Below are 24,822 nucleotides of genomic sequence, written 5' to 3' on the forward strand. Positions count from 1 at the left end.
CATCATCTTCTCCTTTTGACTAATTGCTTAACATCCTGGAAGAAATTGGGATATGAAATAGCAATGGCTTCAGGTTTTTCTAACTCCACAGAATCCTCACTGATAAGAGCTGCAATTTGTAACATCATTCCAATTCGATGGTCACCATGACTAGAGACTTTGGCTCCATGTAAGGGTGTTTTCCCATGGATAACTAAGCCATCTTCCGTTGCTTTTATATTGGCTCCCATTTTTTGCAGTTGCCAAGCTGTTACATCAATTCGGTTTGTTTCTTTCACTTTTAATTCTTGGGCATCTTTGATAATAGTCGTTCCCTGAGCTTGCGTGGCCAATAAAGCAATAATTGGTAGTTCATCAATCAAACGAGGAATCAATGCTCCTTTAATTATCGTTGCTTTTAAAGAAGAGGATTTTATAATGCATGTTGCTGACTGATTTACCTGATCCTTATCTGTTATTTGCAAATGGGCTCCCATCTGCTTCATGACATCGATAATTCCTATGCGTGTAGGATTCATTCCGACATTTCTTAAAATAACCTCACTATTAGGTACAATCGCTCCTGCGACTAAAAAGAAAGCCGCAGAAGAAATATCGCCAGGAATCGTAATATCTTGTCCTTCTAAAATTTGCGGACCATACAAAGAGATTATCTTCCCATCTATGTGGATCTTTCCGCCAAATTGTGCAATCATTTCTTCTGTGTGATTGCGAGAAAGCTCTTTTTCAATAATCTTCGTCTGCCCTTCAGCCTGCAAAGCCGCAAATAAGATAGCCGACTTTACCTGGGCACTTGCAACAGGCATAGTGTATTTAATAGGAGTTAGATGACTATTTCCTTTGACGATTAGTGGAGGAAATTCTTGCTGATTTTCTCCCATGATTGTTGCTCCCATCTGTTTTAGAGGAGAAATTACTCTTTGCATCGGCCGTTTATTTAATGAAGCGTCTCCTATTAGTTTCGTTTCAAATGTCGCTCCTGCAAGTATGCCTAAGAGCAAACGCATCGTCGTACCTGAATTTCCCACATTAATGGCTTGACGAGCTGAAGTTAAACCGCTAAATCCTACGCCAGTCACTGTGATTGTGTTTCCGTCGTCGTAAATGGGTACACCCAATTCTTTTAAAGCTTGTAGTGTATTCAGACAGTCCTGCGCTCGTAAAAAATTTTTAATCTTGGTTTGGCCTTTTGCAATAGCACCAAACATCACACTACGATGAGTAATTGATTTATCTGCTGGAACATCAATACTTCCTTGCAAAGCGTCGGTTGATAATAATCGCATAATTCCCTCCTACTGCAAGCGACAATGATAGTCCGTTTTGCTTTCAATATGTTCTTTTGCCGCTATTAAGTCCTTCTCACTTTTGAATGTTAACTGTAAAACTCCGATAATCTCTTCTCGAGTTTCTAAGATTTTAATATTTGTCAAAGAAATGGCAACACTTGCTAGCAAACTAGTAATTTCAGCGATGCTTCCAGGTCGATCGGGAACATCTACAAATAAATCATAAAAAGCTGGAATCGTTCCTTTTTTACCGGCCGGAAGTTGATCACGTGAATCTTTCGCTTTTTCAAAAAAGTGATAAATCTGTTCAGTGTTTTCATTTTTTAGCCAAAATGAAAGTTGAGACATCTTCTTTTGCCACTGAGTAAGCATATGCATTAAGATATGTCGATTACTTAATAAAATATCTGTCCACATCTGAGGATTAGAAGAAGCAATACGAGTGATATCACGAAAACCGCCTGCTGCTAATTGTTCAGCCCTTGGATGTTTTTGGTTAAAATTATCCGCTAAATTGACTAAACCAGAAACTATGATGTGAGGCAAATGACTTAAAATCCCAGTAATTTCATCATGTTCTTTAGGATTTAACAAGACGTACTTCGCTCGTGTACCCACAAATAATTTTTTCAAGTATTCAATCTGGTTTTGTTCTTCCGTCTTTGTAGGCGTAAAAATATAATAAGCATTTTCGAAAAGATTTTCATCACAGGCTAAAATCCCTGATTTATGAGAGCCTGCCATCGGATGCCCCCCTATAAAGTTTAAGTCATAATAATGCGCTATGCGGACGATTTCTTGTTTTGTACTGCTTGTATCAGTAATCAATGTTTCTTTATTTAAAGATAGAGTAGCCAACTTTTTCAAGTAAGATCGCGCGGTATTTACTGGCACAGCAAGGACAATGACATCGCTACTTTGCGCAGCTTTATCAAAATTTTTAGGATATTGATCAATGACTTTGTTTTCTATCGCTGTTTGATTTGTTTCACTGGATTTATCCCAACCGTAGATAAATACCTCCGGATGTTCTTTTTTTATACATACAGCTAAAGAAGAGCCAATTAAACCAAGCCCTATAATCATGACGGTTTGTTTAGACATAATGATATCCCCTAATAATTTTTTAAATACGTTTTATAACTAGCCACGGCTTCTTGTAGTTCAGTAAACGAATCACTTGAAAACTTCTCTAACACTTCTTGAGCAATTACTGTGGCAACAACATTTTCACAAACAACACTAGCTGCTGGCACAGCAGTACTATCGGAACGCTCTACACTTGCTTTGTAAGGTTCTTTTGTATCAATGTCTACACTTTGTAATGGTTTATATAGCGTTGGAATAGGCTTCATCACACCACGTACTACAATAGGCTGGCCATTTGTCATTCCGCCTTCAAATCCTCCTAAATTATTGGAACGGCGTGTATAACCATTCTCTTGGTCCCAAATAATTTCATCCATTACTTCAGAACCGTGAAGTTTTCCAGCTTGAAAACCTACACCAAACTCTGCCCCTTTAAAGGCATTGATACTAACAACTGCCTGAGCGATTTTGGCATCTAGTTTTTTATCCCATTGGACATAACTACCCAAGCCAGCTGGAACACCGCCTACTAAAACTTCTACGACACCACCGATAGTGTCTCCATTTTTCTTCGTCTCATCAATCAAATCACGAATAGGTTGTTCAATTGTCGTATCAACCACTCGTACATCAGAAGCTTCAGCTTTTTCTCTAATTTCTTTAATGGAGATTGCTTCTGGTATACTTGCTTCAATTCCTCCTAGCGTACGGACGTGTCCAGCAACTTCCATACCGAGCTCAGTCAATAGTTTTTTGGCAACTGCGCCAACAGCTGTACGAAGGGCTGTTTCGCGAGCTGACGATCGTTCTAGCACATTACGCAGATCTTCTTGATGATATTTCATTCCTCCGGCCAAATCCGCATGTCCAGGACGAGGACGTGACACACGACGTATCTTTTTTTGTTTTTCGGGCACACTTTCTATGCCCATCACCTTACGCCAGTTCTTCCAATCTTTATTTTCAATCACTAGAGTTAAAGGAGACCCTAGCGTCTTCCCATGGCGTAATCCTGATGTAATCTGGACTTGATCAGTTTCAATTAACATACGCCCTCCACGACCATAACCGACTTGTCTGCGAGCAAGTTCATAATTGATATCCTCAACGGATAGAGGCACCCCTGCTGGTAACCCTTCGATAATTGCAGTTAATTCTGGTCCGTGCGACTCTCCTGCTGTAATATAGCGCATAATCATATCCCCTTATTTCTAGATTTTTTTATTGTTCTATTTGTGGTAAGCATATCGTTATTTCTCTTACCTAATTTTTCAAACTTGAATAATGTTTTTCGATTCTTTCTCCAAATTCTCCTTTTTGATTATTCGTCGTATTTATAAATATTCTGCAATAGTATCTAGACGAATAGGGACAATTTTCGCTTCTCCTATTTTTTCTAGTAAAATAATATTTAATTGATCATTTCGTACCTTCTTATCATGAATAATCGCCTCTTTAATCTGTACTGCATCAAAATCAGCAAAAGTTAGTGGTAAATCAAATTTGCTGAGCATCTGTTGTAACTTCCGAGTAGTTGTTTTAGCAGTTAGTCCTATTTCTTCAGCATGTTCTGTTATTTTCACCATACCAATCGCGATGCTTTCGCCATGGCTGATCGTATCAAAACCCGCGTTTTTTTCAATTGCATGGCCAATGGTATGACCAAAGTTCAAAATTAAGCGTTGGTTTTGATCAAACTCATCTTCTTCTACAACTTGTTTTTTTACTTTTAATGCTGGAACAATAACTTCTTCAGCACAGCGTTTTAATTCATCGAGATTTTTTAAGCGATCAAGTAACTGCCATAAATGAGTGTCAGCGATCGCTGCTGCTTTTATAATTTCAGCTACACCTTCTTTTAACCGACTTTGTGGTAAAGTATCTAAGACATCAGGGTCAATGAGAACACCGTCAGGCTGATAAAATGAACCAATTAAATTCTTGGCTACTGCCATATTGACTGCTGTTTTACCACCAATGCTAGAATCAACCTGAGCCAATAAGCTTGTAGGAATCTGCAAAAAATGTAGACCGCGCATATAAGTGGCAGCTACAAATCCTGCTAAATCCCCAACCACTCCACCGCCTAAAGCAATTATCCCATCGTTTTTAGTAAAATTGTTTTGAGTTAGTTTGCTATAAAGCAACTCTGCCATTTCCAAGGACTTACTTGCTTCACCACTAGGAACCATCATAACAGTTGTTGAAAAGCCTTGATCATTTAGAGATTCTTTTACTTTTTGCGCGTAAATTTGGTTGACTGTACTATCTGTAACAAGAGCTACTTTTTTCTCTTGCCAAATGCTTTTTACCCAAGCCCCACATAACGCTAAGCTATTGCGTTGTACTTTTATTTGATAAGAATGCTGATTTAAATTTACGGAAAGTATCATCTTTACCTCCTGACAGTAAGTTCTTGCAGCGATGAAATTTCCTTCATGGCCGAACTTAATATTTGAATTTCTTGCATCATTTTTTGGTAAGTTTTGTCATTTAACGATTGTTGGCCATCTGACCAAGCGTTTTCTGGGTCAGGATGAATTTCGACGATCATTCCATCTGCGCCTGCGGCAACCCCGGCTCGTGCCATTGGCGGAACCAAATCCCAAACGCCTGTCCCATGACTAGGATCCACAATAATTGGAAAATGGCTTAATTTTTTAATTAAAGGCACTGCACTTAAATCAAAAGTATTGCGAGTTGCATTTTCAAAGGTACGAATCCCTCGTTCTATAAAAATAACTGGACTTTTGCCTGAAACTGCCACGTACTCTGCTGCGTTAAGCCACTCGTCAATAGTACCGGAAATTCCACGTTTTAGACCAATCGGCTTGGCTGTTTTACCAACCGCTGTTAATAATTTAAAGTTCTGCATATTTCGAGCACCAATTTGTAGAATATCACTATATTGTGCCACTAGATCAATATGGTTTTCATCCATCACTTCTGTAATGACTTTTAACCCAAATTCGTCAGCTGCTTGTCTTAAGTATTTTAATCCTTCTTCTTCTAACCCTTGAAAGGCATAAGGCGATGTTCGCGGTTTAAAAGCACCCCCTCTTAAAATCTTAGCACCCCCTGCCTTAGCCATTTGTGCTGTTTTTCTTATTTGCTCAAGGCCCTCAACTGAACAAGGCCCAGCCATTGTGACAAAGTTTCCATCGCCAATTTTAACTCCATCCAAATCCACCACAGTATCTTGCGGGTGGAACTGGCGAGAGGTTAATTTATAAGTATTGGTTATCCGAATCGTAGTCTCTACACCTTCATAACTGTGAAAAGCAATGTCTTGAACTTTTCTAGTATCACCAAGGAGCCCTAAAACAATCTGCTCTTTACCTTGATTGACTTGCACATCTAAACCAATATCTTTCACACGATTAATCACTTTACTTACTTGTTTTTTTGTTGCACCAGATTCCATAATAATAATCATAATCGCTAACTCCCTTATTTTTATAAAAACATTGGATACTTCTTTCTGTCACCGCTATGCTCTTTTTTTCATTTACAGATATTTATTAACCTACTTACTTTTTCTCTTCTAAAATGGGCTGAATTCTTTCCACCGGCATCTTTTTATGTGTCCACAATTCAAATGAAGCAGCTCCTTGATATAAAAGCATACCCAAACCGTTTATCGTCTTAGCCTGATGTTTTTTGGCCTGCTTAAGTAAATAGGTTTCTTCGGGCTGATAAATAACGTCATAAACGACCAAATCCTTTCGTAAGACGGAAAAATCATGAAGCGGGCAATCTTCATTTTGCATTCCCACACTTGTCGCATTCACTAAAATCTCTGAGTCATAAATAGTATCTTTTAAAGTTTTTTCATCCTGGATATCTGTCAAAGTCACCTTACAGGCTGTCTGTTGCTGAATTTCTTTGATTTTTTCTTTCATTTGATCAAAACGAGGTCCAAGCCGGTTAAAAATATAAATAGCCCTAAACTCTGCTAAAGCTGCTTGGCAAATAATCGCTGTTGCTGCTGCACCCGCGCCTAAAATCGTCATTGTTTTTTCTTTGTAACTAACGCCAGCGGCCTGCAGACTTCGGATAAAACCAATACCATCAGTGTTATAACCGAACAGTTGTTGATTTCTTTTTACAATTGTGTTGGCGGCACCGATCAAAGCGCAGCTTTTTGTATAACCATCTAGATGTGTTAAAACTGCTGATTTATGTGGCATTGATATGTTTGCTCCTAACATATCAAAAGTAAAAATCGATTGAATCGCTGCAGCTAATTGCTCTTCTTTTATTTCAAAAGCAAGGTAAATGGCGTCAGTATGGGTTAATTGCATCGCCAGACTTTGCATCTTAGGCGATAAACTGTGTTTGGCCGGGTGAGCGAAAAAACCAACCAATCGAGTGGTTCCGTTTATTTGTACTTCCAACTTTTTTTCCTCCCTGCTTTTAGCTATTTATCTCAAAGACACATCGGACACTACGCTCACTTGCGCCATCCTAGTACTGTTCATCAGCTACTCTTAGCTCCCTTGGGTCGCTAAATCGTAGTGATTCACAGCAAAAAAAGGTGTCCGCTAAGTTAAAAACTATAGCGAACACCTTTAAACAGTGTAGACATCAATAAAAATTATTTTACGGCTCGCTATAGATTTTAACGATCTATGCGGCCTCTTCTATCACTTCAAATTACTCTAGCCATCATAGATACAAACGTTGGTCGTGTTTGTATCCATGTTTTATGAATACAAACCTATCTAAAATAGCTAAAGTAGTAATTATTCAGTTGTATTTGCGTTGTTTTTATCATAGTAAGCGCTCCAAACTGAAATGAGATTGAACATAGTATAGAGAAAAGCTAAAGAAAAGTCAACAATTTTTTTCATTTTCAATTGATCTCTTCGAAAAATTGCAATAGATCAGTCATCGTTAACTTAGCTTTTTCTTGTGCATTTAAGTCTTGAACAATTTCGCCTTTTTTCATCACAATCATTCGATTTCCATATTGTAATGCATCTTCCATGCGATGAGTAATCATCAAACAAGTTAATTGTTGTTCACTGATTCGTTGGGCCGTAATCTGCATCAACAACTTAGATGTTTTAGGATCAAGGGCTGCTGTATGCTCATCTAAAAGCAATAATTGTGGGGTTTGAATTGTCGCCATTAATAAACTTAACGCCTGTCTCTGACCGCCAGATAAATCACCTGCGGGCGTATTTAAGTGATTTTCTAATCCATTTCCAACTTCTTTTGTTAACTGGTAAAAGGTTTCTTGGTTTTGTTTTAATTGACGCAAGCGAAATCGCCGCTTTTTTCCTCGGCTTTTAGCTAGTAGTAGATTTTCTGCCACTGTCATTCGCGGTGCTGTACCCATTTTAGGATCTTGAAAAACTCTAGAAATAAAAGAAGCCCGGTTTTCTTCACTCGTCTGAGTAACCTCTTGATTTTTGATAAAAATTTTCCCGGAAGATAAAGGCATCGTCCCTGAAATGGTATTAAACAGAGTACTTTTCCCGGCACCATTGCCTCCCAACACGGTAATAAAATCATTTTCTTGAATAGAAAGATCAATATGATCCAATAAAGTTTTCTTCTCTTTAGGACCATTGTTAACCCATTTAGTGGCGTTATGCATTTCTAAAACTGTCATTTTTTGCCCTCACTTTCAAACCCTGTTTTCAACTGTAATTTTTCTTTAAATTGGGGAATCAACAGGCATAATGCTAAAACAATTGAAGAGAACAATTTGAGATAAGTTGTATCAAAACCTAAGCGAATAATCAATAAAATCAATAATTGATAGATGATACTTCCTATTACAATCGCTATTAAGCGCTCAAAAAAAGTTAATTCTCCATATAAAACTTCCCCTATAATAATAGAGGATAGACCAATCACAATCACCCCAATGCCCTTATTCACATCAGCGTAGCCATCGTTTTGTGCAATTAAGGCACCCGATAAAGCAATTACACCATTAGAAAGAACTAAACCGGTAATTTTCATCCGATCGGTCTTAATTCCTAACGATTTAGCCATTGCTTCATTATCCCCTGTTGCAATATAACTTTGTCCAAATTCGGTACTAAAGAAAAAGAATAACACGGCAATAATGACAATAACCACTGTCATTCCTAAAAATACCGTATCAAAATTAGGCGGTAGATGCATCTCTGTAAAGAAGTTTAAAACACTTGTTTGGTTTAATAAAGAAAGATTAGGTGATTTCATAACAAATAGCATCACCGAATTTAAAGCTGACATTACCAGAATACCGGATAAAATGACAGGAATTTTACCTTTAGTATATAATAAGCCGGTTACAAGACCCGCACACATTCCAGCTAATACCCCTAAAAGAGTAGCTACAACGGGGGAATAGCCATGAATAATTGCAGTCACACAGACAGCTCCTCCTAAAGGAAAAGACCCCTCTGTGGTCATATCTGGAAAATTCAAGATACGGTAGGTCATAAAAATACCTAAACCAAGTACGCTCCATAATAAACCCTGTCCAATTGATGAAATGATCATTCGTCTTCCTCCTCTACAAAAGTCGCCTCTTTTTTAACAGATTCTGGCAGCTCGATATTTAGCTCTTCTGCCTGTTTTTTATTCACAATAATATCGCCTGTATCAAACGTATAAATCGGCGTACTTGCAGGGTTTGCCTTACCATCAAGAATATCTGCTAGCATTTCTCCAGACTTAACTCCTAGATCATATTGATTAACACCGTTAGTAGCTAATCCGCCTTGTTCAACCATCGTATCCACTGACGGAATAATTGGAATTTCTTTTTTATTGGCTTCATTGACGACTGTTGGCATAGCATTGGCAATCGTGTTATCTAAAGGAATATAAATCATATCCACTTTATCTCCCATTGTTTGGACGGTTTGTGTAATTTCATTGGCTGAAGGAACTGGGTAAGTTTCTACTTGAAGGCCCGCACGTTCTGCTTCCTTTTTTGCCTCTGCGACTTGGTATTTGGAATTATCTTCTGTTGATGAATACAAAATACCTACTTTTTTTACTTCTGGCAATAATTCTTTAGCCAATTTCATTTGTTGGTCGACTGGTGCTTTGTCAGAAACGCCAGTAAGATTGCCGCCAGGTTCTTGCATATCATCAACCAAGTTCGCTCCTACAGGATCTGTCACTGCCCCCAAGACGGTAGGTATGCCTTTAGTGGTATTGGCTAAACTTTGAGCAGCAGGTGTAGCAATCCCTACCAAGGCATCAGGGTTACTTTGGACTAATTGCTGACTCATAGTCTCTAATTTACTTTGATCCGCCTGTCCATTTTGATAATCAATCGTTAAATTTTTCCCCTGAACATAGCCTGCTTTTTCTAAGCCGTCTTCTACTCCGCGTCTAATTTCATCAAGTGCAGGATGGCTAACATATTGCAATATTCCTACAGTTTTATGGCCTTCTTCTGTATCGTCCTTTGACTTTGAAGTAGACTGTCCCGCTTCAAAAACAAAAGTAATAATGAGCGTTGCAAATAGAATAATAATTGTTAAAATAAGCCCTCTATTTTTCATTGACCTTCCTCGTTTCTATTTATTGTAGCTTGAAAAAAACACTCTACAAATTTTTGCAATAAAAAAAGACAATTGTCTTTGCGGCAACTGTCTTAATAACAAAACCGCATAGATGAAAGATCTATGCGGTAGTTTTACATATGTAGACCAGCATAGATACAAAACTTTAGAGTGTCCTTTCTAAAAAGTTGTATCTATAGGAGAAATAAATAACCTATCAATACAACGTTTTGTACCAGCTTTGCCATGTTTGTGTTGGTTGATTTACATAAACGTTTTCCATGATAGTTTCTCCTCTCTCTTTTGTTAATTTGAGCTAATCATAACTGATTCTTATCTTTACGTCAACTATTTTTTTATTCCTCTTGTACGTTAATGTTCCACATCGGCAAACGATTTAATTCTGGAATAAAGTTTTCTTCAGGATTGTCTACAGAACTTAGAGTAAATCGATTTTTTTCTTTGCCATCTTGAAAAAAGACAAACGTTACATCATCTGGGGATAAATCATAAGTACGGGCAATCTCATCTGTTTGATAAATAATCGGATAATAATAAAAGTTACGATTTAACTCCTTTTCCTTTTGTTGAATGATTTTTAACGCTTGTTGCGTATCAGCTTGATTGGGCTTAGCAAACATTACTGAAACAGCCTTTTTATCCTTAATCACTTTATCTCCTTGTCCATAGGAAAAAGGAGCAATCTTATTTGTAGGAAGGTCCTCATAAATTAAATTATCCATTTGAGCAGCACGTATTTTAGTATGTACAGTCAACGTTAAAACTGTTAGCATTGTCACGATGATAAGTCCCAAAAGGATGCTGATAATACTCTTTTTCTTATTTGCATAAATTGTATCAACAAAACGATGTCCAATAGCTTGTAGACTATTTTTTATTTTTTTAACCAACCGACTGATCATCTACCCTTTTCCACCTGCTTTAACACTTGTCATTTTATTTTATACTAGCAATAAACAAACCCTGCCGTCAAGCACAATCATAAAAACCTTCTATTATTTTTTACCTTACATTTTGTTTTCTTTTTCAGAATTCGTTATAATAGACAAAGACAAATGGAAGAAATGAGGGAATATCATGTCCTTTGATGGTATATTTACCCATCTTATGATAAGAGAATTGTCCGAGCAACTACAAAATGGACGGGTACATAAAATTCAACAACCTTACGATTATGAAATTGTGCTTGTTATACGTTCTAAGCGTCAAAACCACAAATTACTGTTATCGGCCAACCCGAATTATGCTCGCATTCAATTAACGACCATGCAATATAATAATCCAGAAACTCCGCCTAACTTTGTTATGATGTTAAGGAAGTATTTGGACGGTGCTATTTTACAGTCCATCGAACAAATAGAAAACGACCGAATTATTCATCTTACCTTTTCTCACCGTGATGAATTAGGCGATTTAGAAAATATTGTGCTGGTTGTTGAATTGATGGGGCGTCATAGCACGATTTTATTGCTTAACCAAGAAACAGGAAAGATTTTAGATGCTATTAAACATATCGGTTTATCGCAAAATACTTATCGTACACTATTACCAGGTGCTGACTATATTGCCCCGCCAAAACAAGAAGTCTTAAATCCTTTTACTGCTAAAAACGCCCAGATTTTTGATCGGATTTCTACGCTTAACGATTTAACAGGTAAAGCACTACAGTCTCAGTTTCAAGGTTTAGGACGGGATACAGCTGATGAGCTAGCTTTTCGGCTCAATGAAAAACCAAATGAAAAAATGCTAGTTTGGTCCTCTTTTTTTACTGAATTAATTCAAAATACACAGCCTAGCTTTATGAAAACGGAAAAAAAAGAATTTTTCACGCCAATTATTTACCATTATCTAAAAAAAACGCAAACAGAAATTACAACATATCCTAGCTTAAGTCAGTTATTAGATGCCTTTTATTTGGAAAAAGCAGAAAGAGATCGAGTCAAACAGCAGGGCAACCTTTTAATTAAAAGAGTTGAAAATGAAATAAAAAGAAATCAGACCAAGCTGAAAAAAAGAGAGCAAACCTTGGCCGATTCCAAAAATTCAGAAGAATTTCGGCAAAAAGGCGAGCTTTTAACAACATTTATGGACCAAGTTCCACGCGGGCGTGAATACGTCGAATTACCTAATTATTATGAAGAAAATCGGCCACTTCGAATTTCATTGAACCCTGCCCTTTCGCCTAGTCAAAATGCGCAAAAATATTTCCAACGTTATCAGAAATTGCGAAATGCTGTTAAAGTTGTAGGGCAACAAATCAAAGAAGCCAAAGAGGAACTTGCTTATTTAGAAACTGTTATGACACAAATTGAATTAGCTTCGCCCACTGATTTAAAATTGATTAAAGAAGAGTTAGTCGCCCAAGGCTATATCAAGCCACAACGGAAAAAACGGAAAAAACAAGATAAAAAATCACAACCAGAACATTTTGTAGCCAGCGATGGCACATCGATTTTAGTGGGGAAAAATAATTTGCAAAACGATCGTTTAACGCTTAAAACTGCCAAAAAAACCGATCAGTGGCTGCACGCAAAAGATATTCCAGGCTCTCATGTTATTATACAAAGCGCTGACCCTTCAGAAGAAACGATTATTGAAGCAGCTAAATTAGCAGCGTATTTTTCCAAATACCGTTTTTCTTCTTCAGTTCCAGTAGATATGGTACAAGTCAAACATATAAAAAAACCGAATGGCGCTAAACCAGGTTTTGTCATTTATGAAAACCAAACGACATATTTTGTTACTCCAAACAAAAAAGAAATTGAACAACTTCAAAAAGAAAATTAAAAAATCGCAAAGATTAGTTATCTCAACTAATCTTTGCGGTTTTTTGCTATTTTTTGTAAAAAATGGGACGTTGATTTTTATCTTGTAAGGGGCGATTATTAGGCGTCAAAGACGTTTGGAAACTTTCAATAAAAGAACGACTCATAATTCCTCTTTCATCAAAAACAAACCATTGAACAGGACCGTCTGTAGGTGGTGTCGTCAACGAACCTTCGTAATGAAAATAACCGGAATTTTTTGGTAAAAAGATAATAGGATTCAGTGATTGTTTGTTATTTTCCGACGTTGTAAGCTCGATAGTGCTATCATTACAACGGTTATTTTCCTCTTCCACCAAAGAAAATAACACAGCACAAACTAAAGGCTGTCCTTGTTCATCCTTGTGTACCAAATGAAATTCTAAAGGAGCTTGATTTTTTGCAATAATATGTTCACTAGGCATATGAAAATGAATATCTGTTAAATAATAACGATGACTTGCAAAATCGACAAAACTTTCACTTTCTACCGGCTCAAAGTGCATGGTATCATTGACATTTTTGACGTAGAAAGATTGGTTATTATAAGTGAACTGAATCGTTTGTTTTAAAGGCTGCGTCTCTTCATAAGACAAAGCAATCGGCGATTGTAAAGGAAACTGTGCTGCTTTATGAAAATCTTGACTAAGTGTGGACCAAAAATCGGGTCCTGTTTTTCCTGAATAACTCCAAATACGAGACATAAGTGACACTCCTTATCTTATCAATAAAAATAATATTTCTACAATCAATGGGGCCAACTATTTAGTCGCAGGCCATTGATAAGGGTCTTTCTTCCAGTCTTTTAATAAAGCTAGATCACTTTCTTCAATATAGTTTTTAGCTAAAGCTGTTTGAATCAAAGTAGAATAATTCGTCAAAGTAATTAACGGGATACCGCTTTTTTGAAAATTATCCTGCCCACTTTGCAGTTCGTAGGTAAAAATTGCTGCAACACCTAAGACATTCGCTCCTTCATTTTCAGCTGCTGCACATGCTTCTAAGACACTGCCGCCTGTAGAAATTAAATCCTCAATCACCACAATTTTTTGTCCTTTGATTAATTTTCCTTCAATTTGATTGGCTTTGCCGTGATCTTTTTTCTTACTACGGATATAAACCATCGGTAAGTCTAAAAGTTCAGCGATCCAAGCTGCATGCGGAATTCCTGCTGTAGCTGTTCCAGCAATGACTTCTACATCAGGAAAATTTATTTTAATTTTTTCAGCTAAACCTTTGGCAATATTTCTTCTTACTTCTGGATAACTCATAGTAATTCGATTATCACAATAAATTGGACTTTTAATACCACTGGCCCACGTGAATGGCTCGTTAGGACTTAAAAAAACAGCTTGAATAGCTAGTAAATTTTGTGCAATTAATGTTTCATCGTTCATTGAATTGTTTCCTCCCAATCCGTTTTTATATTTTGATAAGATTTATAAGGGTCATCTGCTAAAATAATAGGCCGTCCGACAACAATGGCATTAGAACCAATGGTACGCGCTTTGCTCGGAGTCACCACTCTTTTTTGATCTCCAGCGTCACTTCCTTTAGGGCGAATCCCCGGAGTTAAACACATAAAATTTTCCGAAGTTGTATCATGGATTTTTTGTGCTTCCCATGCCGAACAAACGACACCATCTAAGCCAGCTTCTTGTGCTTGTTTTGCATAATGAAGGACACTTTCTTCTAATGTTGCTTGAATTAGTTGTTCTTTTTGCATTTGTTCTTGACTGGTGGATGTTAACTGAGTCACAGCAATCACTTGAGGAGGATTTTTCCCTGCAGGTGTCCCATCAATTAGGCCTTGTTTTGCCCGCTGCATCATTTCACTACCTCCAGCTGCTTGAACCGTTGTAATTGAAACCCCCATTTTAGCCAATCCTGTCATTGAACGTTGTACTGTATTAGGAATATCGTGTAATTTCAGGTCTAAAAAGATATCATGTCCCGCTTCTTTTAGCCAATGCACAATAGCTGGCCCTTCTTGATAAAAAATTTCCATACCTACTTTAACAAAGAGTGACTCATTTTTTGGAAATTTATTTAAAAAAGTTTCGATTTCAGCTTTAGAAGAAAAATCTAAAGCAATGATAGGGCGTTCAATCATTTTATTTGTCCTTTCTTGTTCCGTTTTTATTTTGGTTATTAAAGTTCTTTAGTAGAAAATGCTCTTGATTGGATTACTTTTAAAATGGCAGCCACAGTATCTAATGAAGTAAACAAAGCAATCCCTTGTTCTACAGCCTTTCTACGAATCGTAAGTCCATCATATGAAACTTTTTGCCTATTGCGTTCCCTAGTATTGATTATCATTTGAATATGACCATTTTCCATTTGCTCGAGTATTGTTTGCCCATCTTTAGAAGTTAACTTACCTATTTTATGAACTTTTAGCCCATGTTTGGCAAAAAAAGCGGCCGTGCCCTGGGTAGCAATAAGATTAAATCCAACTTCAAAAAAACTTTTCGCCAGTTGTAAAGCCGCTTTTTTATCATTATCAGCAATAGTAAACAAAACCGAGCCAAATTCAGGTATAGCTAAATTTGAAGCTGAAAAAGCCTTATATAAAGCCTTTTCCAAACTTATATCTGCTCCCATCACACTACCTGTTGCTTTCATTTCCTGATTTAAATAGCCATCTACTGCTTCTAAATTAGTCAAAGAAAAAACAGGTGCATTTACATAAACCATATTTTTATTTTTCGCTGAAGGCATAGTAAGTTTATAACCCATGTCTGACAATTTTTCACCTAAAATAACACGGCTAGCGATTTGTGCAATCGGTAAAGACGTTACCTTACTTAAAAAAGCGACTCTTCGGCTGCCATAAGGAAGGATGTGATTAATATACAGTTGATCTTTAGTTACTAAAAATTGAATATTAATAATCCCTTGTAAATTTAATTGTCGGACTACACGACTTGCATAATTTTCAATTGTTTCAAGCTCTTTTTTTGAAAAATTTTGCGGAGGAGAAACCACCATTGAATCTCCTGAATGGACATCATTTTTTTCGATATGTTCAAAAAATCCCGGGATAAAAACAGTGTGTCCATCATAAATAACTTCGACTTCACATACTCTTCCAGCAACAAAAGGTGTCACCAACATTGGAAAATTCTGAGCGTCCCTTTTTAAATACTGTAGCTTCCATTTTAAATCTTCCATTGTATCCACTCGTTGTAAATTTTCCTCATTGGTTAAATCCCTTGAACGCAAATTAAGTGGAAAACTCAATGATTGAGCCATGGCCAGTATTTCACTTTCAGAAAAAGCAAGCGGCTTTTTTTCAGACGGAATGACCACTTCTTTTAACAAATCAGTCCATGTTTGTGGAGCTTTTAATTGCTCCAAGGGCTTTTGATTAGTCCCTAATACTTTTACCCCAAAACTTTCTAAAAGCTGGCCTAAATTTTGAGCGGTTAGTCCGCCAAATTGGGCAATAACAGCTAGCGGTTGTTCTAATTCAATAATCGTTCTGACCTCTTCTAAAACTAGCGGTTCAAAATACAACTTATCGCTTATACTAAAATCAGTCGTTGCACTGGCTGGGTTATTATTAACAAGAATTGCTTTATAACCAGCTTGTTGTACAGCTTTAATGGCCTGTACGGTAAGATAATCAAACTCGCTGGCTTGGCCGATTTTATGAGGACCTGCTCCTAAAATCAAGATGGACGGCTCTTGTGTAGCAGTACTTTCATTTTCTATTTCGAATGTACTATAAAAATAAGGCCTGCTAGCAGCAAATTCTCCCGCACAAGTGTCCACCATTTTAAATACAGAGTTTATCTGTTGTTGCTGACGCAATTGATAAATATCATTTTCTTCTATTTGCCATAATTGAGCAATTTTTTGATCAGAAATCCCATTTTGTTTCGCTATTTTTAATATGGAAAGATCGTTTTTATTTTCTTCTAACTGCGCTTCAATTTCTACGATATGAGCAATTTTATCCAAAAAGAACAAATCAATTTTCGTTCTTTCTGCTAGCTCGTCGATAGTATAACCACGTCTTAAACTTTCGGCTAAAGTAAATAATCGATTATTTTCTCCATATACGATTTTTTGAATCAAAGCATCATCCGTTTGTTTTTGTAAAAAATCAAAGTCAAAGGAATCGTCTAAAAAACGAACAGCTTTTAATAAAGATTCTTCTAAAGTCCTTCCGATAGCCATCACTTCACCAGTAGATTTCATTTGTGTATTTAATTGATATTTTACTTTTTTAAAGGACCAATAGGGAATTTTAGTCACAATATAGTCTAAGGCAGGTTCAAAATCAGCAGAGATTTCTGGTGTAATGGAATTTTTTATTTCAGAGAGCTCTTTTCCTATAGCAACATTGGTCGCAATTTTTGCCATAGGATATCCTGCAGCTTTACTAGCTAACACACTTGAACGTGTCAATCGTGGATTAACTTCTAACACATAGTAATTAAAACTGCTTGGATCTATTGCCAAACGTATATGACAACTTCCTTCAATTTTTAGGGCATGAATGATTTTTAAAGAAGCATCTCGTAATAATTGATGTTCGTGGTCCGTTAATGTCTGACTAGGAACAAAAACAACCGAATCACCACTATGAACGCCTACAGGATCAAAGTTTTCCATATTAGCGACTGAAAGTGCATTTCCTGTACTATCTCGTATAACTTCGTACTCAATTTCTTTGAAACCTGCCAGGTTTTGCTCAACTATACATTGTGCTTTAGGAGATAGACGTAACCCCTTTTTGATAAATCCCCGCAACTGCAGATCATTATGACAAATACCACTAGCTGAACCGGCTGTGGTAAAAGCAGGTTTTACAAACACCGGATAACCGATTTTTTGAGCAAAATCTAGGGCTTCATCTACCGCATTAACCATTTGTGAGGGTGGTAAAGGCAGAGCTAAAGAATTTATCAACCTTTTAAATAACGAAGGTTGCTGTGCTTGTCTAATAACTGAAAAATCGATCCCTAAAAGTTCAACATTCAGCTCTGTTAAAATTCCAGAAATCGCTAGCTCATAACTAACATTTAAGGCTGTTTGTCCTCCGACAATTGGCAAGATTGCATCGGCCAGCTCTTTTCTCAAAATACGAGCGACAAATTCACTGGTAACTGGTTCAATATACACATGATCGACATTTTCATTGCCCGACATAGTAGCTGACGGACTTGAATGTACTAAAACAACTTCGTAACCTTCTTCTTTCAAAACAGCGCAAGCTTGGTTCACTGTATCATCAAACTCAGCAGCTTGTCCAATTCGCGTAGGTCCAGAACCGATAACGACTATTTTTTTGATATCTGTTCTTTTTGGCAACGCTAAACCACTCCCTTTCGTGCATCCATCATCTCGATAAATTCATCAAACACATGCAAAGTATCATGGGGGCCTGGTGCAGCATCTGGATTAAATTGAACGGTAAATGCCGGATAATGTCGATGCTTTAACCCTTCAATACTACCGTCATTGACATTAAAATGAGTGACCAAAAGCTTTTTATTATTAACAGAAGAACGTTTTACATTAAAACGATGACTTTGTGAAGTGATATCCACCCGACCAGTCACTTTTTCTTTTACTGGATAGTTTTGTCCATGATGCCCAAAACTCATTTGGTAAGTATCACAATCGTTGGCTAAAGCAAATAACTGTTGACCTAAGCCAACCCCAAAGATAGCGATTTTCCCCTGAATTTGGCGTATCATTTCAACCACAGATGGAATACTTTTAGGGTCACCTGGGCCATTAGTCAAAACAATGCCGTCAGGACTCAGCTCTAGGATTTCACTTGCTGAGCTATTATATGGCATCACGGTTAAATTACAGTTTCTTTTAGCCAATTCCTTCATAATACTATGCTTTAACCCTAAATCAATAATCACGACATTATGACCCGTACCTGGGCTAGGGTAAGGTTTTTGGGTAGAGACTTGTTCCACTTGATTGGTAGGCAGGACACTTGCTTTCAATTGATCATATGCATGTTCAAAAGCATCACCAGAGTCTACAATACTTGCTTTCATACTGCCATGTGCTCGAATTTTACCTACTAATGCACGAGTATCAATACCTGAGATGCCCGCGATATTTCTTCTTTCCAAGAACTCCGAAAGAGACATCTGGTAGCGCCAATTACTCGCTAAACGTGGATATTGCTTAACCACAATACCCTTACAAGCTGGAGAAAGCGACTCGTAATCATCTCGGTTTATTCCAGTATTTCCAATTAGCGGATAAGTAAAAGTAATAATTTGCCCATTAAAATTTTGTTCGGTAATTGTTTCTTGATATCCTGTCATATTCGTACTAAAAACAATTTCACCAAAGACATTTAATTTAGCACCAAACCCTTGTCCTAAAAAACACGTGCCATCATCTAGAATTAGCCAACGATCCATTTTGATTCCCACCTTGCCATACAATCTTCCCGTCTACTAAAGTGTAAAGTGTATCACCAAAAAGTTCTTTACCGATAAAAGGTGTATTTTCCGCTTGCGATAAAAACTCTTTTTGATCGACGATATAACTATGATCAATATCAAAAATGGCTAAATCTGCGGTATCACCAATATTTAAACGATTCACTGGCAAATCAAAAATTTCAGCTGGTTTTATCGCCATCCAGTCAACTACTTGGGCTAAAGTAAATATTCCCTTTTTTACAAAAGTTGTATAGATAAGTTGAAAAGCATACTCTGAACCTACAATGCCAAAAGGTGCTTTTAAGAAACTTTGATTTTTTTCTTCCAAACTGTGTGGTGCATGATCAGTCGCAATGCAATCAATTGTTCCATCCAACAAACCATCAATTAGCGCTTTTTGATCTTCTTTAGCACGTAAAGGCGGATTCATCTTCCAATATCCATGATCACAGGTAATATCTTCATCAGCCCGCAATAAATGGTGAGGACAAACCTCACAAGTAACATGGACTCCTGCTTCTTTGGCTTGACGGATCACACGAACGCTTTCTTTGGAAGAAACATGGCAGACATGGTAATGCACCCCAGTTTCTTCAGCTAAGAGCAGATCTCGAGCAATTTGTGAAGATTCAGCTGCACTTACAATGCCCGGCAAATCTAACTCCTCGGCCTTTTTGCCTTTATGCATTACACCATCAAAAAGAAGCGATTCATCTTCTGTGTGAGCAACAATTGCTCGTTGATTTTTTGCCGCCTCTTTCATCGCTAAATACATGGTCCCAGCCCTTTGCACTCCAACACCATCGTTGGTAAAAGCAAAAGCTCCTGCTTTTTTTAAAGCTGTCTGATTTACTAGGTCATCACTACGCAAGTTCTTTGTAATGGGAGCATATTGCAAAACATGATTGACTGCATCTTGCCTAATAATCTCTTGTACTTGAGTAAAACGTTCTACAGTATCTGGTACTGGATTAAGATTGGGCATTGCACAAATGGTCGTAAAACCGCCTCGACTTGCTGCTTGACTTCCCGTTTTTATTGTCTCTTTATAGGTAAACCCTGGTTGTCTTAAATGTACATGGACATCTACCAATCCCTGAGTGACTAGTTGATTTTTTGCATCAATAATTTGGTCAAATAAACCCTCATCAAAGCTCTTACCAATTGCATGGATAAATTGATCTTTAACCCATAGTTGTACTGAGATTAACTGATTGTCATGAGAAATCATACGTCCATTTTTGATTAACAAATCCATATTTTTGCTCCTTATCCTAAAACTTTTCTATTTAAGCTTTTCCTTGTAAAACGGCTTCTAAAATAGCCATACGAACATATACACCATTGGTCATTTGTTTAACAATTCTTGACTGCAATCCTTCTACTAACGAGTCTGCAATTTCAACATCCCGATTGACAGGCGCCGGATGCATAATAATTGCTCCTTTTTTCATCTGCTTGGCTCGTTCAACAGTCAATCCGAATTTATGATGATACTCTTGTTTTGAAAAACTTTCATCCGGATCATGACGCTCATGTTGCACACGCAACATCATTAAGACATCCATCTCAGAAATAAGTTCGTCTATGGGTAAGTAAGTACCATATACATCAAAAATCTCATCATACCATTGTCGAGGGCCTGAAAAATACACATTGGCTCCTAAACGATTGAGCATCTGCATATTTGACTTAGCAACTCGAGAGTGAGTAATATCACCGATAATGGCAACGTTCAATCCCTTAAAACTACCGAATTCTTCATAAATTGTCATCAAATCAAGCAAGCACTGTGTTGGATGTTGGCCGCTGCCATCCCCCCCATTAATCACACTTGACTGAATGGAAGGACTCTGAATTAACTGATCATAATAATTTTCATCTCCGTGACGTATCACAACACAATCCACACCAATAGCAGACATTGTTAAGACCGTATCATAAAGTGTTTCTCCTTTTTGTACTGAACTTGTATCAGCGGCAAAATCAACCACATCAATCCCCAACTTCTTTTCAGCAATCTCAAAGCTTTTATGGGTTCGCGTACTATTTTCAAAAAAGAGATTAGCTACAAAGTATTGCTTTTTTTCTGGTAACCAAATACTTCCATGTTTAAATGCTTGACCTCGATGAATTAACCCCATCACTTCTTGGTCGGATAAAGCTTCAACAGTCAATAAATGCTTTAAGCTCACTCTTTCATAACGTTCAATCATAGACTTCCCCCTTTGTAGTCTAACTTTCACTTCTAGCTTTTACTGGCAAAATTAAATTCAAAACAATACCGATAACAGTCGCTAAAGCCATGCTGGTTAATTCAAAGCTACCAATTTTTAAATAAGCTCCTCCAATTCCAATGACCAAGATAGCCGCAGTAATCACTAAATTCCGTTTTTTATCGAAATTAACTTGGTTATCGATTAAAATGCGCAATCCACTAGAGGCAATAACACCAAATAGTAAAAAGCTAATACCTCCGATGACTGGCGTTGGGATACTATAGATTAAACTGCTGATTTTTCCGATAAAACTAAATAAAATAGCAAAAAAAGCGGCGCCTCCAAGGACAAATGCACTATGAACTTTCGTAATAGCTAAAACACCAATATTTTCGCCATAACTTGTGGTAGGAGGACCGCCAATTAGACCTGCAATAATGGTGGATAATCCGTCAGCAAATAGCGTTTTTTTCAAACCAGGTGACTTAAAAAAATCACGTTTTGTAATCTTACTTAATACCATCAAATGTCCCATGTGTTCTGTCATCGTTACAAAAGCAATCGGCGCCATACTAATTAAAGCAGCCAAAGAGAAGTGAACATCATAATCGACAAACATCAATTGAAAATCGGGAACTTGAAACCAAGCCGCTTCTTTAACGGGCTGTAAATCAACAATTCCTACCACTAAAGCAAATAAATAGCCGCCTACAATGCCCAGCAAAATGGGAATTAAGCTAAAGAATCCTTTTAAGTACATATTAAAAAAGATCGTAATCGCTAAAGTGACCAAAGCAACAAGAAAGAACTTAGCATCATAGACGCCCTCATTAAACATCGCATTCTCTGCTGCATTTTGGGCCAGCCCTAAACCAATAACCATAATAACGGGGCCTACAACAATTGGGGGCAAGACTTCATCAATCCAGTCGGAACCAGCTTTAGCGATAATAAACGCTACAATGATATAAACAATACCAGAGTATATGATTCCCTGGGCGACAGCTGGATAACCACTTGTTCCCATTAGTGATTGAATAGCTGTTATAAAAGCAAAGCTGCTGCCTAAATAAGCCGGTACAGCTCCTTTTGTGATTAAGATATATAAAAGAGAACCAACACCTGAGCTAAATAAAGCGATGCTTGGCTCTAGTCCAACGAGGATAGGTACCAAGACAGTAGCTCCAAACATGGTAAACAAATGCTGTAAACTAAGGCCAACCCAAGGCCAGAATTTAGGACGATCTTTAATATCTAAAATCGCGTCTGAATTTCGAAACTCTTTTTTGTCTGCCATTATGACTCTCCTTTTTTATTAATTAGAACTCGATCCGCACCATCTGTTTCGAGCATTTCTACAATAATTTCTTCTGTTGAAGAAGTAGGAATATTTTTTCCTACAAAATCTGCTCGGATCGGTAGTTCACGATGACCACGATCAATCAAGACAGCTAGAGCGATCTTTTGCGGACGTCCGAAATCCATAATCGCATCCAATGCCGCTCGGATGGTGCGACCAGTAAACAATACATCGTCGACGACAATGACCTCCTTGCCTTCAAGGTTTGTGGGGATATCAGAACCATATAGTTCTGGTTGGTCCTGAAGATTTTTTTGATCATCTCGATATAAAGTAATATCTAAGGCACCGACAGGTACTTGAACATTTTCTAACTGTTGCAGACGCTGAGCGATACGTCGCGCAATATAGATACCTCGTGTTTTTATACCAACTAATACTAACTGGTCAATATTGTAATTTCTTTCAATAATTTCATAAGTGATTCTTGTTAATGCTCTTTTCATCGTTACTTCATCGATGACTTCTTTTTTTACCATATTTTCCCTCCTCTTTTTTTAATGCATAAAAAAACTCCTGCCCGTTTAAGGCAGGAGTGAACTTCCGCTGTGCTCTTAAAACCCATAGCGTATAAACCGCTATAATGGCTTTCAAGTCAATAATTCTCGTCTAGTTTTTCACTACCTTTTTAGCCTCACGGGACTAACTTAAAGGATAAGCTGTAAAATTTTATTACACCAACTATACAGTGATTTAAATTAAAAATCAATCGATTTTCGTAAATTTTCTAAAGTTTTTTTAAAGACTTCAGGTAAAGGGGCCTCAAATGTAAGCTGTTCGCCTGTAGTCGGATGAATAAAACCAAGAAGACCCGCATGTAAAAATTGTCCATTGCCTTTTAACGTTTTCTTAGGACCATAAACCGGATCTCCCGCTAACGGATAACCAATATATTTCATATGAACCCGAATTTGATGGGTTCGTCCTGTCTCTAGTTGCAGCTTAATTAAAGTAAAATTAGTAAAACGTTCTAAAACAGTAAAGTGCGTAACAGCAGGTTTGCCACCTTCAACAACATCTTGCATCTGGCGATTTGTGCTAGAACGACCAATAGGAGCCGTAATTGTGCCTTTTTGATGTTTGATGTTTCCGTGAACTAAAGCTGTGTATTCACGTAAAATAGTTTTATCTTGTAATTGCTGGGCTAAAGAAGTGTGGCTTCGATCATTTTTAGCTACCATCAAAAGCCCAGAAGTATCTTTATCAATCCGATGTACAATTCCTGGGCGAATGACGCCATTAATGCTTGATAGATGATCCAAGTGGTATAATAACGCATTGACCAATGTCTGATCAGGATGTCCTTTTGAAGGGTGTACCACCATCCCTTGCGGTTTATTCACTACTGCTAGATCCTGGTCTTGATAAATGATATCAAGTGGAAGATTACAAGCTTTTACATCTAAACTCTTTTCTTTGGGTACAAGAATAACAAAACAGTCATTAGGCTTTACTTTATAATTTGTTTTCACTTTTTGATTGTCTAAAAGCACATTGCCATCTTTTAGCCATTGTTGAATTTGGGAGCGGCTATAAGAAGTTAGCTTGTCAGACAAGACCTTGTCAACGCGCCCTTGTTCCTTGGTTATCGTAATTTCTATCTTATTTGTCATGCACTTTTTCCTTTCAAACGTTCTTCAAATAGAGTGTAAATAAATATCAAAATAACACCTACCACTAACGAAGAATCTGCGATATTAAAAACAGGAAACTGGATAAAATCTACTTGAATCATATCCACTACATAGCCTAAACGAATCCGATCGATGAAGTTTCCTATAGCTCCTGCTAGAACAAGCGCTAGCCCAATCGTTAAAAATTTACTTTCGTTGCGATAATGAACCATCAAGTAAGACACTACAACCACAGCGATTAATGTAACTACCACAAAAAAGCTCGTTTTTCCTTCTAAAATACTCCAAGCAGCCCCAGTGTTTTTTACATAAGTAAGCGAAAGAAAATGGTCAACCATTGTCTGGATTTCTCCAAATTCTAAATTAGTTACAATCCAATACTTAACCCATTGATCAATTCCGATAATTATTGCACTGAATAAAAAAAAGATGGCTATCAATTATCTTTCCTCGTTTCT

Annotated in this window: 22 protein-coding genes; 1 reads left to right on the forward strand and 21 read right to left on the reverse strand. The window is 37.3% G+C overall.

From position 1 onward, the window contains the following. Positions 1 to 2 precede the first annotated feature (2 nt). The 10 genes from aroA to TS1_RS00835 all read right to left on the reverse strand — a co-directional run bounded on the left by aroA (position 3) and on the right by TS1_RS00835 (position 10,821). Entirely contained in the window at positions 3 to 1,286 is a 1,284-nt protein-coding gene (gene aroA / locus TS1_RS00790; RefSeq protein WP_068706832.1) for a 3-phosphoshikimate 1-carboxyvinyltransferase, read from the reverse strand. A gap of 9 nt (positions 1,287 to 1,295) precedes the next feature. Further along, positions 1,296 to 2,393 carry a prephenate dehydrogenase gene (locus tag TS1_RS00795; RefSeq protein WP_068706833.1) on the reverse strand — a complete coding sequence of 366 codons (1,098 nt, stop codon included), beginning with the start codon at positions 2,391 to 2,393 and terminating at the stop codon, positions 1,296 to 1,298. An 11-nt stretch (positions 2,394 to 2,404) separates the two neighbouring features. Next, positions 2,405 to 3,571, reverse strand: a complete 1,167-nt coding sequence (gene aroC, locus TS1_RS00800; protein ID WP_068706835.1) for a chorismate synthase — start codon at positions 3,569 to 3,571, stop codon at positions 2,405 to 2,407. 141 nt (positions 3,572 to 3,712) lie between these two features. Next, a complete protein-coding gene (gene aroB, locus TS1_RS00805; protein ID WP_068707049.1) occupies positions 3,713 to 4,768 on the reverse strand; it encodes a 3-dehydroquinate synthase in 1,056 nt (351 codons plus the stop codon). Positions 4,769 to 4,773: 5 nt separating this feature from the next. Then, positions 4,774 to 5,814: a 3-deoxy-7-phosphoheptulonate synthase gene (gene aroF / locus TS1_RS00810; protein WP_068706837.1), complete on the reverse strand. Its 1,041-nt coding sequence runs from the start codon at positions 5,812 to 5,814 to the stop codon at positions 4,774 to 4,776. Positions 5,815 to 5,908: 94 nt separating this feature from the next. Further along, positions 5,909 to 6,775 (reverse strand): shikimate dehydrogenase, encoded by an 867-nt coding sequence (gene aroE / locus TS1_RS00815; RefSeq protein ID WP_068706838.1) that lies wholly within the window; start codon positions 6,773 to 6,775, stop codon positions 5,909 to 5,911. A 458-nt stretch (positions 6,776 to 7,233) separates the two neighbouring features. Further along, entirely contained in the window at positions 7,234 to 7,998 is a 765-nt protein-coding gene (locus TS1_RS00820) for an ABC transporter ATP-binding protein (protein WP_068706840.1), read from the reverse strand. Further along, positions 7,995 to 8,882, reverse strand: a complete 888-nt coding sequence (locus TS1_RS00825; RefSeq protein ID WP_068706842.1) for an ABC transporter permease — start codon at positions 8,880 to 8,882, stop codon at positions 7,995 to 7,997. The genes TS1_RS00820 and TS1_RS00825 overlap by 4 nt, the downstream gene beginning before the upstream one ends. After that, positions 8,879 to 9,898 (reverse strand): tryptophan ABC transporter substrate-binding protein, encoded by a 1,020-nt coding sequence (trpX, locus tag TS1_RS00830; protein ID WP_068706843.1) that lies wholly within the window; start codon positions 9,896 to 9,898, stop codon positions 8,879 to 8,881. The genes TS1_RS00825 and trpX overlap by 4 nt, the downstream gene beginning before the upstream one ends. A 356-nt stretch (positions 9,899 to 10,254) precedes the next feature. Continuing rightward, the gene (locus TS1_RS00835) at positions 10,255 to 10,821 is read right to left on the reverse strand and encodes a hypothetical protein (protein ID WP_068706845.1); all 567 of its coding nucleotides are present in this window, start codon (positions 10,819 to 10,821) and stop codon (positions 10,255 to 10,257) included. A 175-nt stretch (positions 10,822 to 10,996) separates the two neighbouring features. Here TS1_RS00835 and efbA point away from each other — a divergent pair, with 175 nt between their 5' ends. Next, a complete protein-coding gene (gene efbA, locus TS1_RS00840) occupies positions 10,997 to 12,706 on the forward strand; it encodes a fibronectin-binding protein EfbA (RefSeq protein ID WP_068706847.1) in 1,710 nt (569 codons plus the stop codon). Positions 12,707 to 12,752: 46 nt separating this feature from the next. Here efbA and TS1_RS00845 read toward each other — a convergent pair whose 3' ends face one another. From TS1_RS00845 to lspA, 11 genes are all read right to left on the reverse strand, one after another. After that, entirely contained in the window at positions 12,753 to 13,427 is a 675-nt protein-coding gene (locus TS1_RS00845) for a carbonic anhydrase family protein (protein ID WP_068706848.1), read from the reverse strand. Positions 13,428 to 13,484: 57 nt separating this feature from the next. After that, positions 13,485 to 14,120: an orotate phosphoribosyltransferase gene (pyrE, locus tag TS1_RS00850; RefSeq protein WP_068706850.1), complete on the reverse strand. Its 636-nt coding sequence runs from the start codon at positions 14,118 to 14,120 to the stop codon at positions 13,485 to 13,487. Further along, complete coding sequence (pyrF, locus tag TS1_RS00855; protein WP_068706852.1) at positions 14,117 to 14,836, reverse strand: orotidine-5'-phosphate decarboxylase; 720 nt, start codon at positions 14,834 to 14,836, stop codon at positions 14,117 to 14,119. Before pyrF ends, pyrE begins: the two co-directional genes overlap by 4 nt. A 38-nt stretch (positions 14,837 to 14,874) precedes the next feature. Beyond that, positions 14,875 to 18,045 carry a carbamoyl phosphate synthase large subunit gene (locus TS1_RS00860; protein ID WP_068706853.1) on the reverse strand — a complete coding sequence of 1,057 codons (3,171 nt, stop codon included), beginning with the start codon at positions 18,043 to 18,045 and terminating at the stop codon, positions 14,875 to 14,877. 2 nt (positions 18,046 to 18,047) lie between these two features. Next, positions 18,048 to 19,127 carry a carbamoyl phosphate synthase small subunit gene (locus TS1_RS00865; protein ID WP_068706855.1) on the reverse strand — a complete coding sequence of 360 codons (1,080 nt, stop codon included), beginning with the start codon at positions 19,125 to 19,127 and terminating at the stop codon, positions 18,048 to 18,050. After that, the gene (locus TS1_RS00870; RefSeq protein WP_068706856.1) at positions 19,102 to 20,409 is read right to left on the reverse strand and encodes a dihydroorotase; all 1,308 of its coding nucleotides are present in this window, start codon (positions 20,407 to 20,409) and stop codon (positions 19,102 to 19,104) included. The genes TS1_RS00865 and TS1_RS00870 overlap by 26 nt, the downstream gene beginning before the upstream one ends. A 31-nt stretch (positions 20,410 to 20,440) precedes the next feature. Then, positions 20,441 to 21,367: an aspartate carbamoyltransferase catalytic subunit gene (locus tag TS1_RS00875; RefSeq protein WP_068706858.1), complete on the reverse strand. Its 927-nt coding sequence runs from the start codon at positions 21,365 to 21,367 to the stop codon at positions 20,441 to 20,443. A gap of 19 nt (positions 21,368 to 21,386) precedes the next feature. Continuing rightward, positions 21,387 to 22,667 carry a solute carrier family 23 protein gene (locus TS1_RS00880; protein WP_068706860.1) on the reverse strand — a complete coding sequence of 427 codons (1,281 nt, stop codon included), beginning with the start codon at positions 22,665 to 22,667 and terminating at the stop codon, positions 21,387 to 21,389. Beyond that, positions 22,667 to 23,209, reverse strand: a complete 543-nt coding sequence (gene pyrR, locus TS1_RS00885; protein WP_068706862.1) for a bifunctional pyr operon transcriptional regulator/uracil phosphoribosyltransferase PyrR — start codon at positions 23,207 to 23,209, stop codon at positions 22,667 to 22,669. The genes TS1_RS00880 and pyrR overlap by 1 nt, the downstream gene beginning before the upstream one ends. A gap of 219 nt (positions 23,210 to 23,428) precedes the next feature. After that, a complete protein-coding gene (locus TS1_RS00890) occupies positions 23,429 to 24,343 on the reverse strand; it encodes an RluA family pseudouridine synthase (protein ID WP_068706863.1) in 915 nt (304 codons plus the stop codon). Then, a complete protein-coding gene (gene lspA / locus TS1_RS00895; RefSeq protein WP_068706865.1) occupies positions 24,340 to 24,804 on the reverse strand; it encodes a signal peptidase II in 465 nt (154 codons plus the stop codon). The genes TS1_RS00890 and lspA overlap by 4 nt, the downstream gene beginning before the upstream one ends. Between the last annotated feature and the right edge of the window lie 18 nt (positions 24,805 to 24,822).

It is taken from the genome of Tetragenococcus solitarius NBRC 100494, from assembly GCF_001544195.1.
GTDB lineage: Bacteria > Bacillota > Bacilli > Lactobacillales > Enterococcaceae > Tetragenococcus > Tetragenococcus solitarius.

What these genes read in the sequence shown, in the direction of transcription:
- TS1_RS00845 (WP_068706848.1), bottom strand. Translation starts at nt 13,427, where the DNA reads ATGTCTCGTATTTGGAGTTATTCAGGAAAAACAGGACCCGATTTTTGG.
- pyrR (WP_068706862.1), bottom strand. Translation starts at nt 23,209, where the DNA reads ATGGTAAAAAAAGAAGTCATCGATGAAGTAACGATGAAAAGAGCATTA.
- TS1_RS00890 (WP_068706863.1), bottom strand. Translation starts at nt 24,343, where the DNA reads ATGACAAATAAGATAGAAATTACGATAACCAAGGAACAAGGGCGCGTT.
- TS1_RS00875 (WP_068706858.1), bottom strand. Translation starts at nt 21,367, where the DNA reads ATGATTGAACGTTATGAAAGAGTGAGCTTAAAGCATTTATTGACTGTT.
- TS1_RS00835 (WP_068706845.1), bottom strand. Translation starts at nt 10,821, where the DNA reads ATGATCAGTCGGTTGGTTAAAAAAATAAAAAATAGTCTACAAGCTATT.
- pyrF (WP_068706852.1), bottom strand. Translation starts at nt 14,836, where the DNA reads ATGATTGAACGCCCTATCATTGCTTTAGATTTTTCTTCTAAAGCTGAA.
- TS1_RS00825 (WP_068706842.1), bottom strand. Translation starts at nt 8,882, where the DNA reads ATGATCATTTCATCAATTGGACAGGGTTTATTATGGAGCGTACTTGGT.
- aroA (WP_068706832.1), bottom strand. Translation starts at nt 1,286, where the DNA reads ATGCGATTATTATCAACCGACGCTTTGCAAGGAAGTATTGATGTTCCA.
- efbA (WP_068706847.1), top strand. Translation starts at nt 10,997, where the DNA reads ATGTCCTTTGATGGTATATTTACCCATCTTATGATAAGAGAATTGTCC.
- TS1_RS00795 (WP_068706833.1), bottom strand. Translation starts at nt 2,393, where the DNA reads ATGTCTAAACAAACCGTCATGATTATAGGGCTTGGTTTAATTGGCTCT.
- TS1_RS00865 (WP_068706855.1), bottom strand. Translation starts at nt 19,127, where the DNA reads ATGGATCGTTGGCTAATTCTAGATGATGGCACGTGTTTTTTAGGACAA.
- TS1_RS00870 (WP_068706856.1), bottom strand. Translation starts at nt 20,409, where the DNA reads ATGGATTTGTTAATCAAAAATGGACGTATGATTTCTCATGACAATCAG.
- TS1_RS00820 (WP_068706840.1), bottom strand. Translation starts at nt 7,998, where the DNA reads ATGACAGTTTTAGAAATGCATAACGCCACTAAATGGGTTAACAATGGT.
- trpX (WP_068706843.1), bottom strand. Translation starts at nt 9,898, where the DNA reads ATGAAAAATAGAGGGCTTATTTTAACAATTATTATTCTATTTGCAACG.
- TS1_RS00880 (WP_068706860.1), bottom strand. Translation starts at nt 22,667, where the DNA reads ATGGCAGACAAAAAAGAGTTTCGAAATTCAGACGCGATTTTAGATATT.
- aroC (WP_068706835.1), bottom strand. Translation starts at nt 3,571, where the DNA reads ATGCGCTATATTACAGCAGGAGAGTCGCACGGACCAGAATTAACTGCA.
- pyrE (WP_068706850.1), bottom strand. Translation starts at nt 14,120, where the DNA reads ATGAACGATGAAACATTAATTGCACAAAATTTACTAGCTATTCAAGCT.
- aroF (WP_068706837.1), bottom strand. Translation starts at nt 5,814, where the DNA reads ATGATTATTATTATGGAATCTGGTGCAACAAAAAAACAAGTAAGTAAA.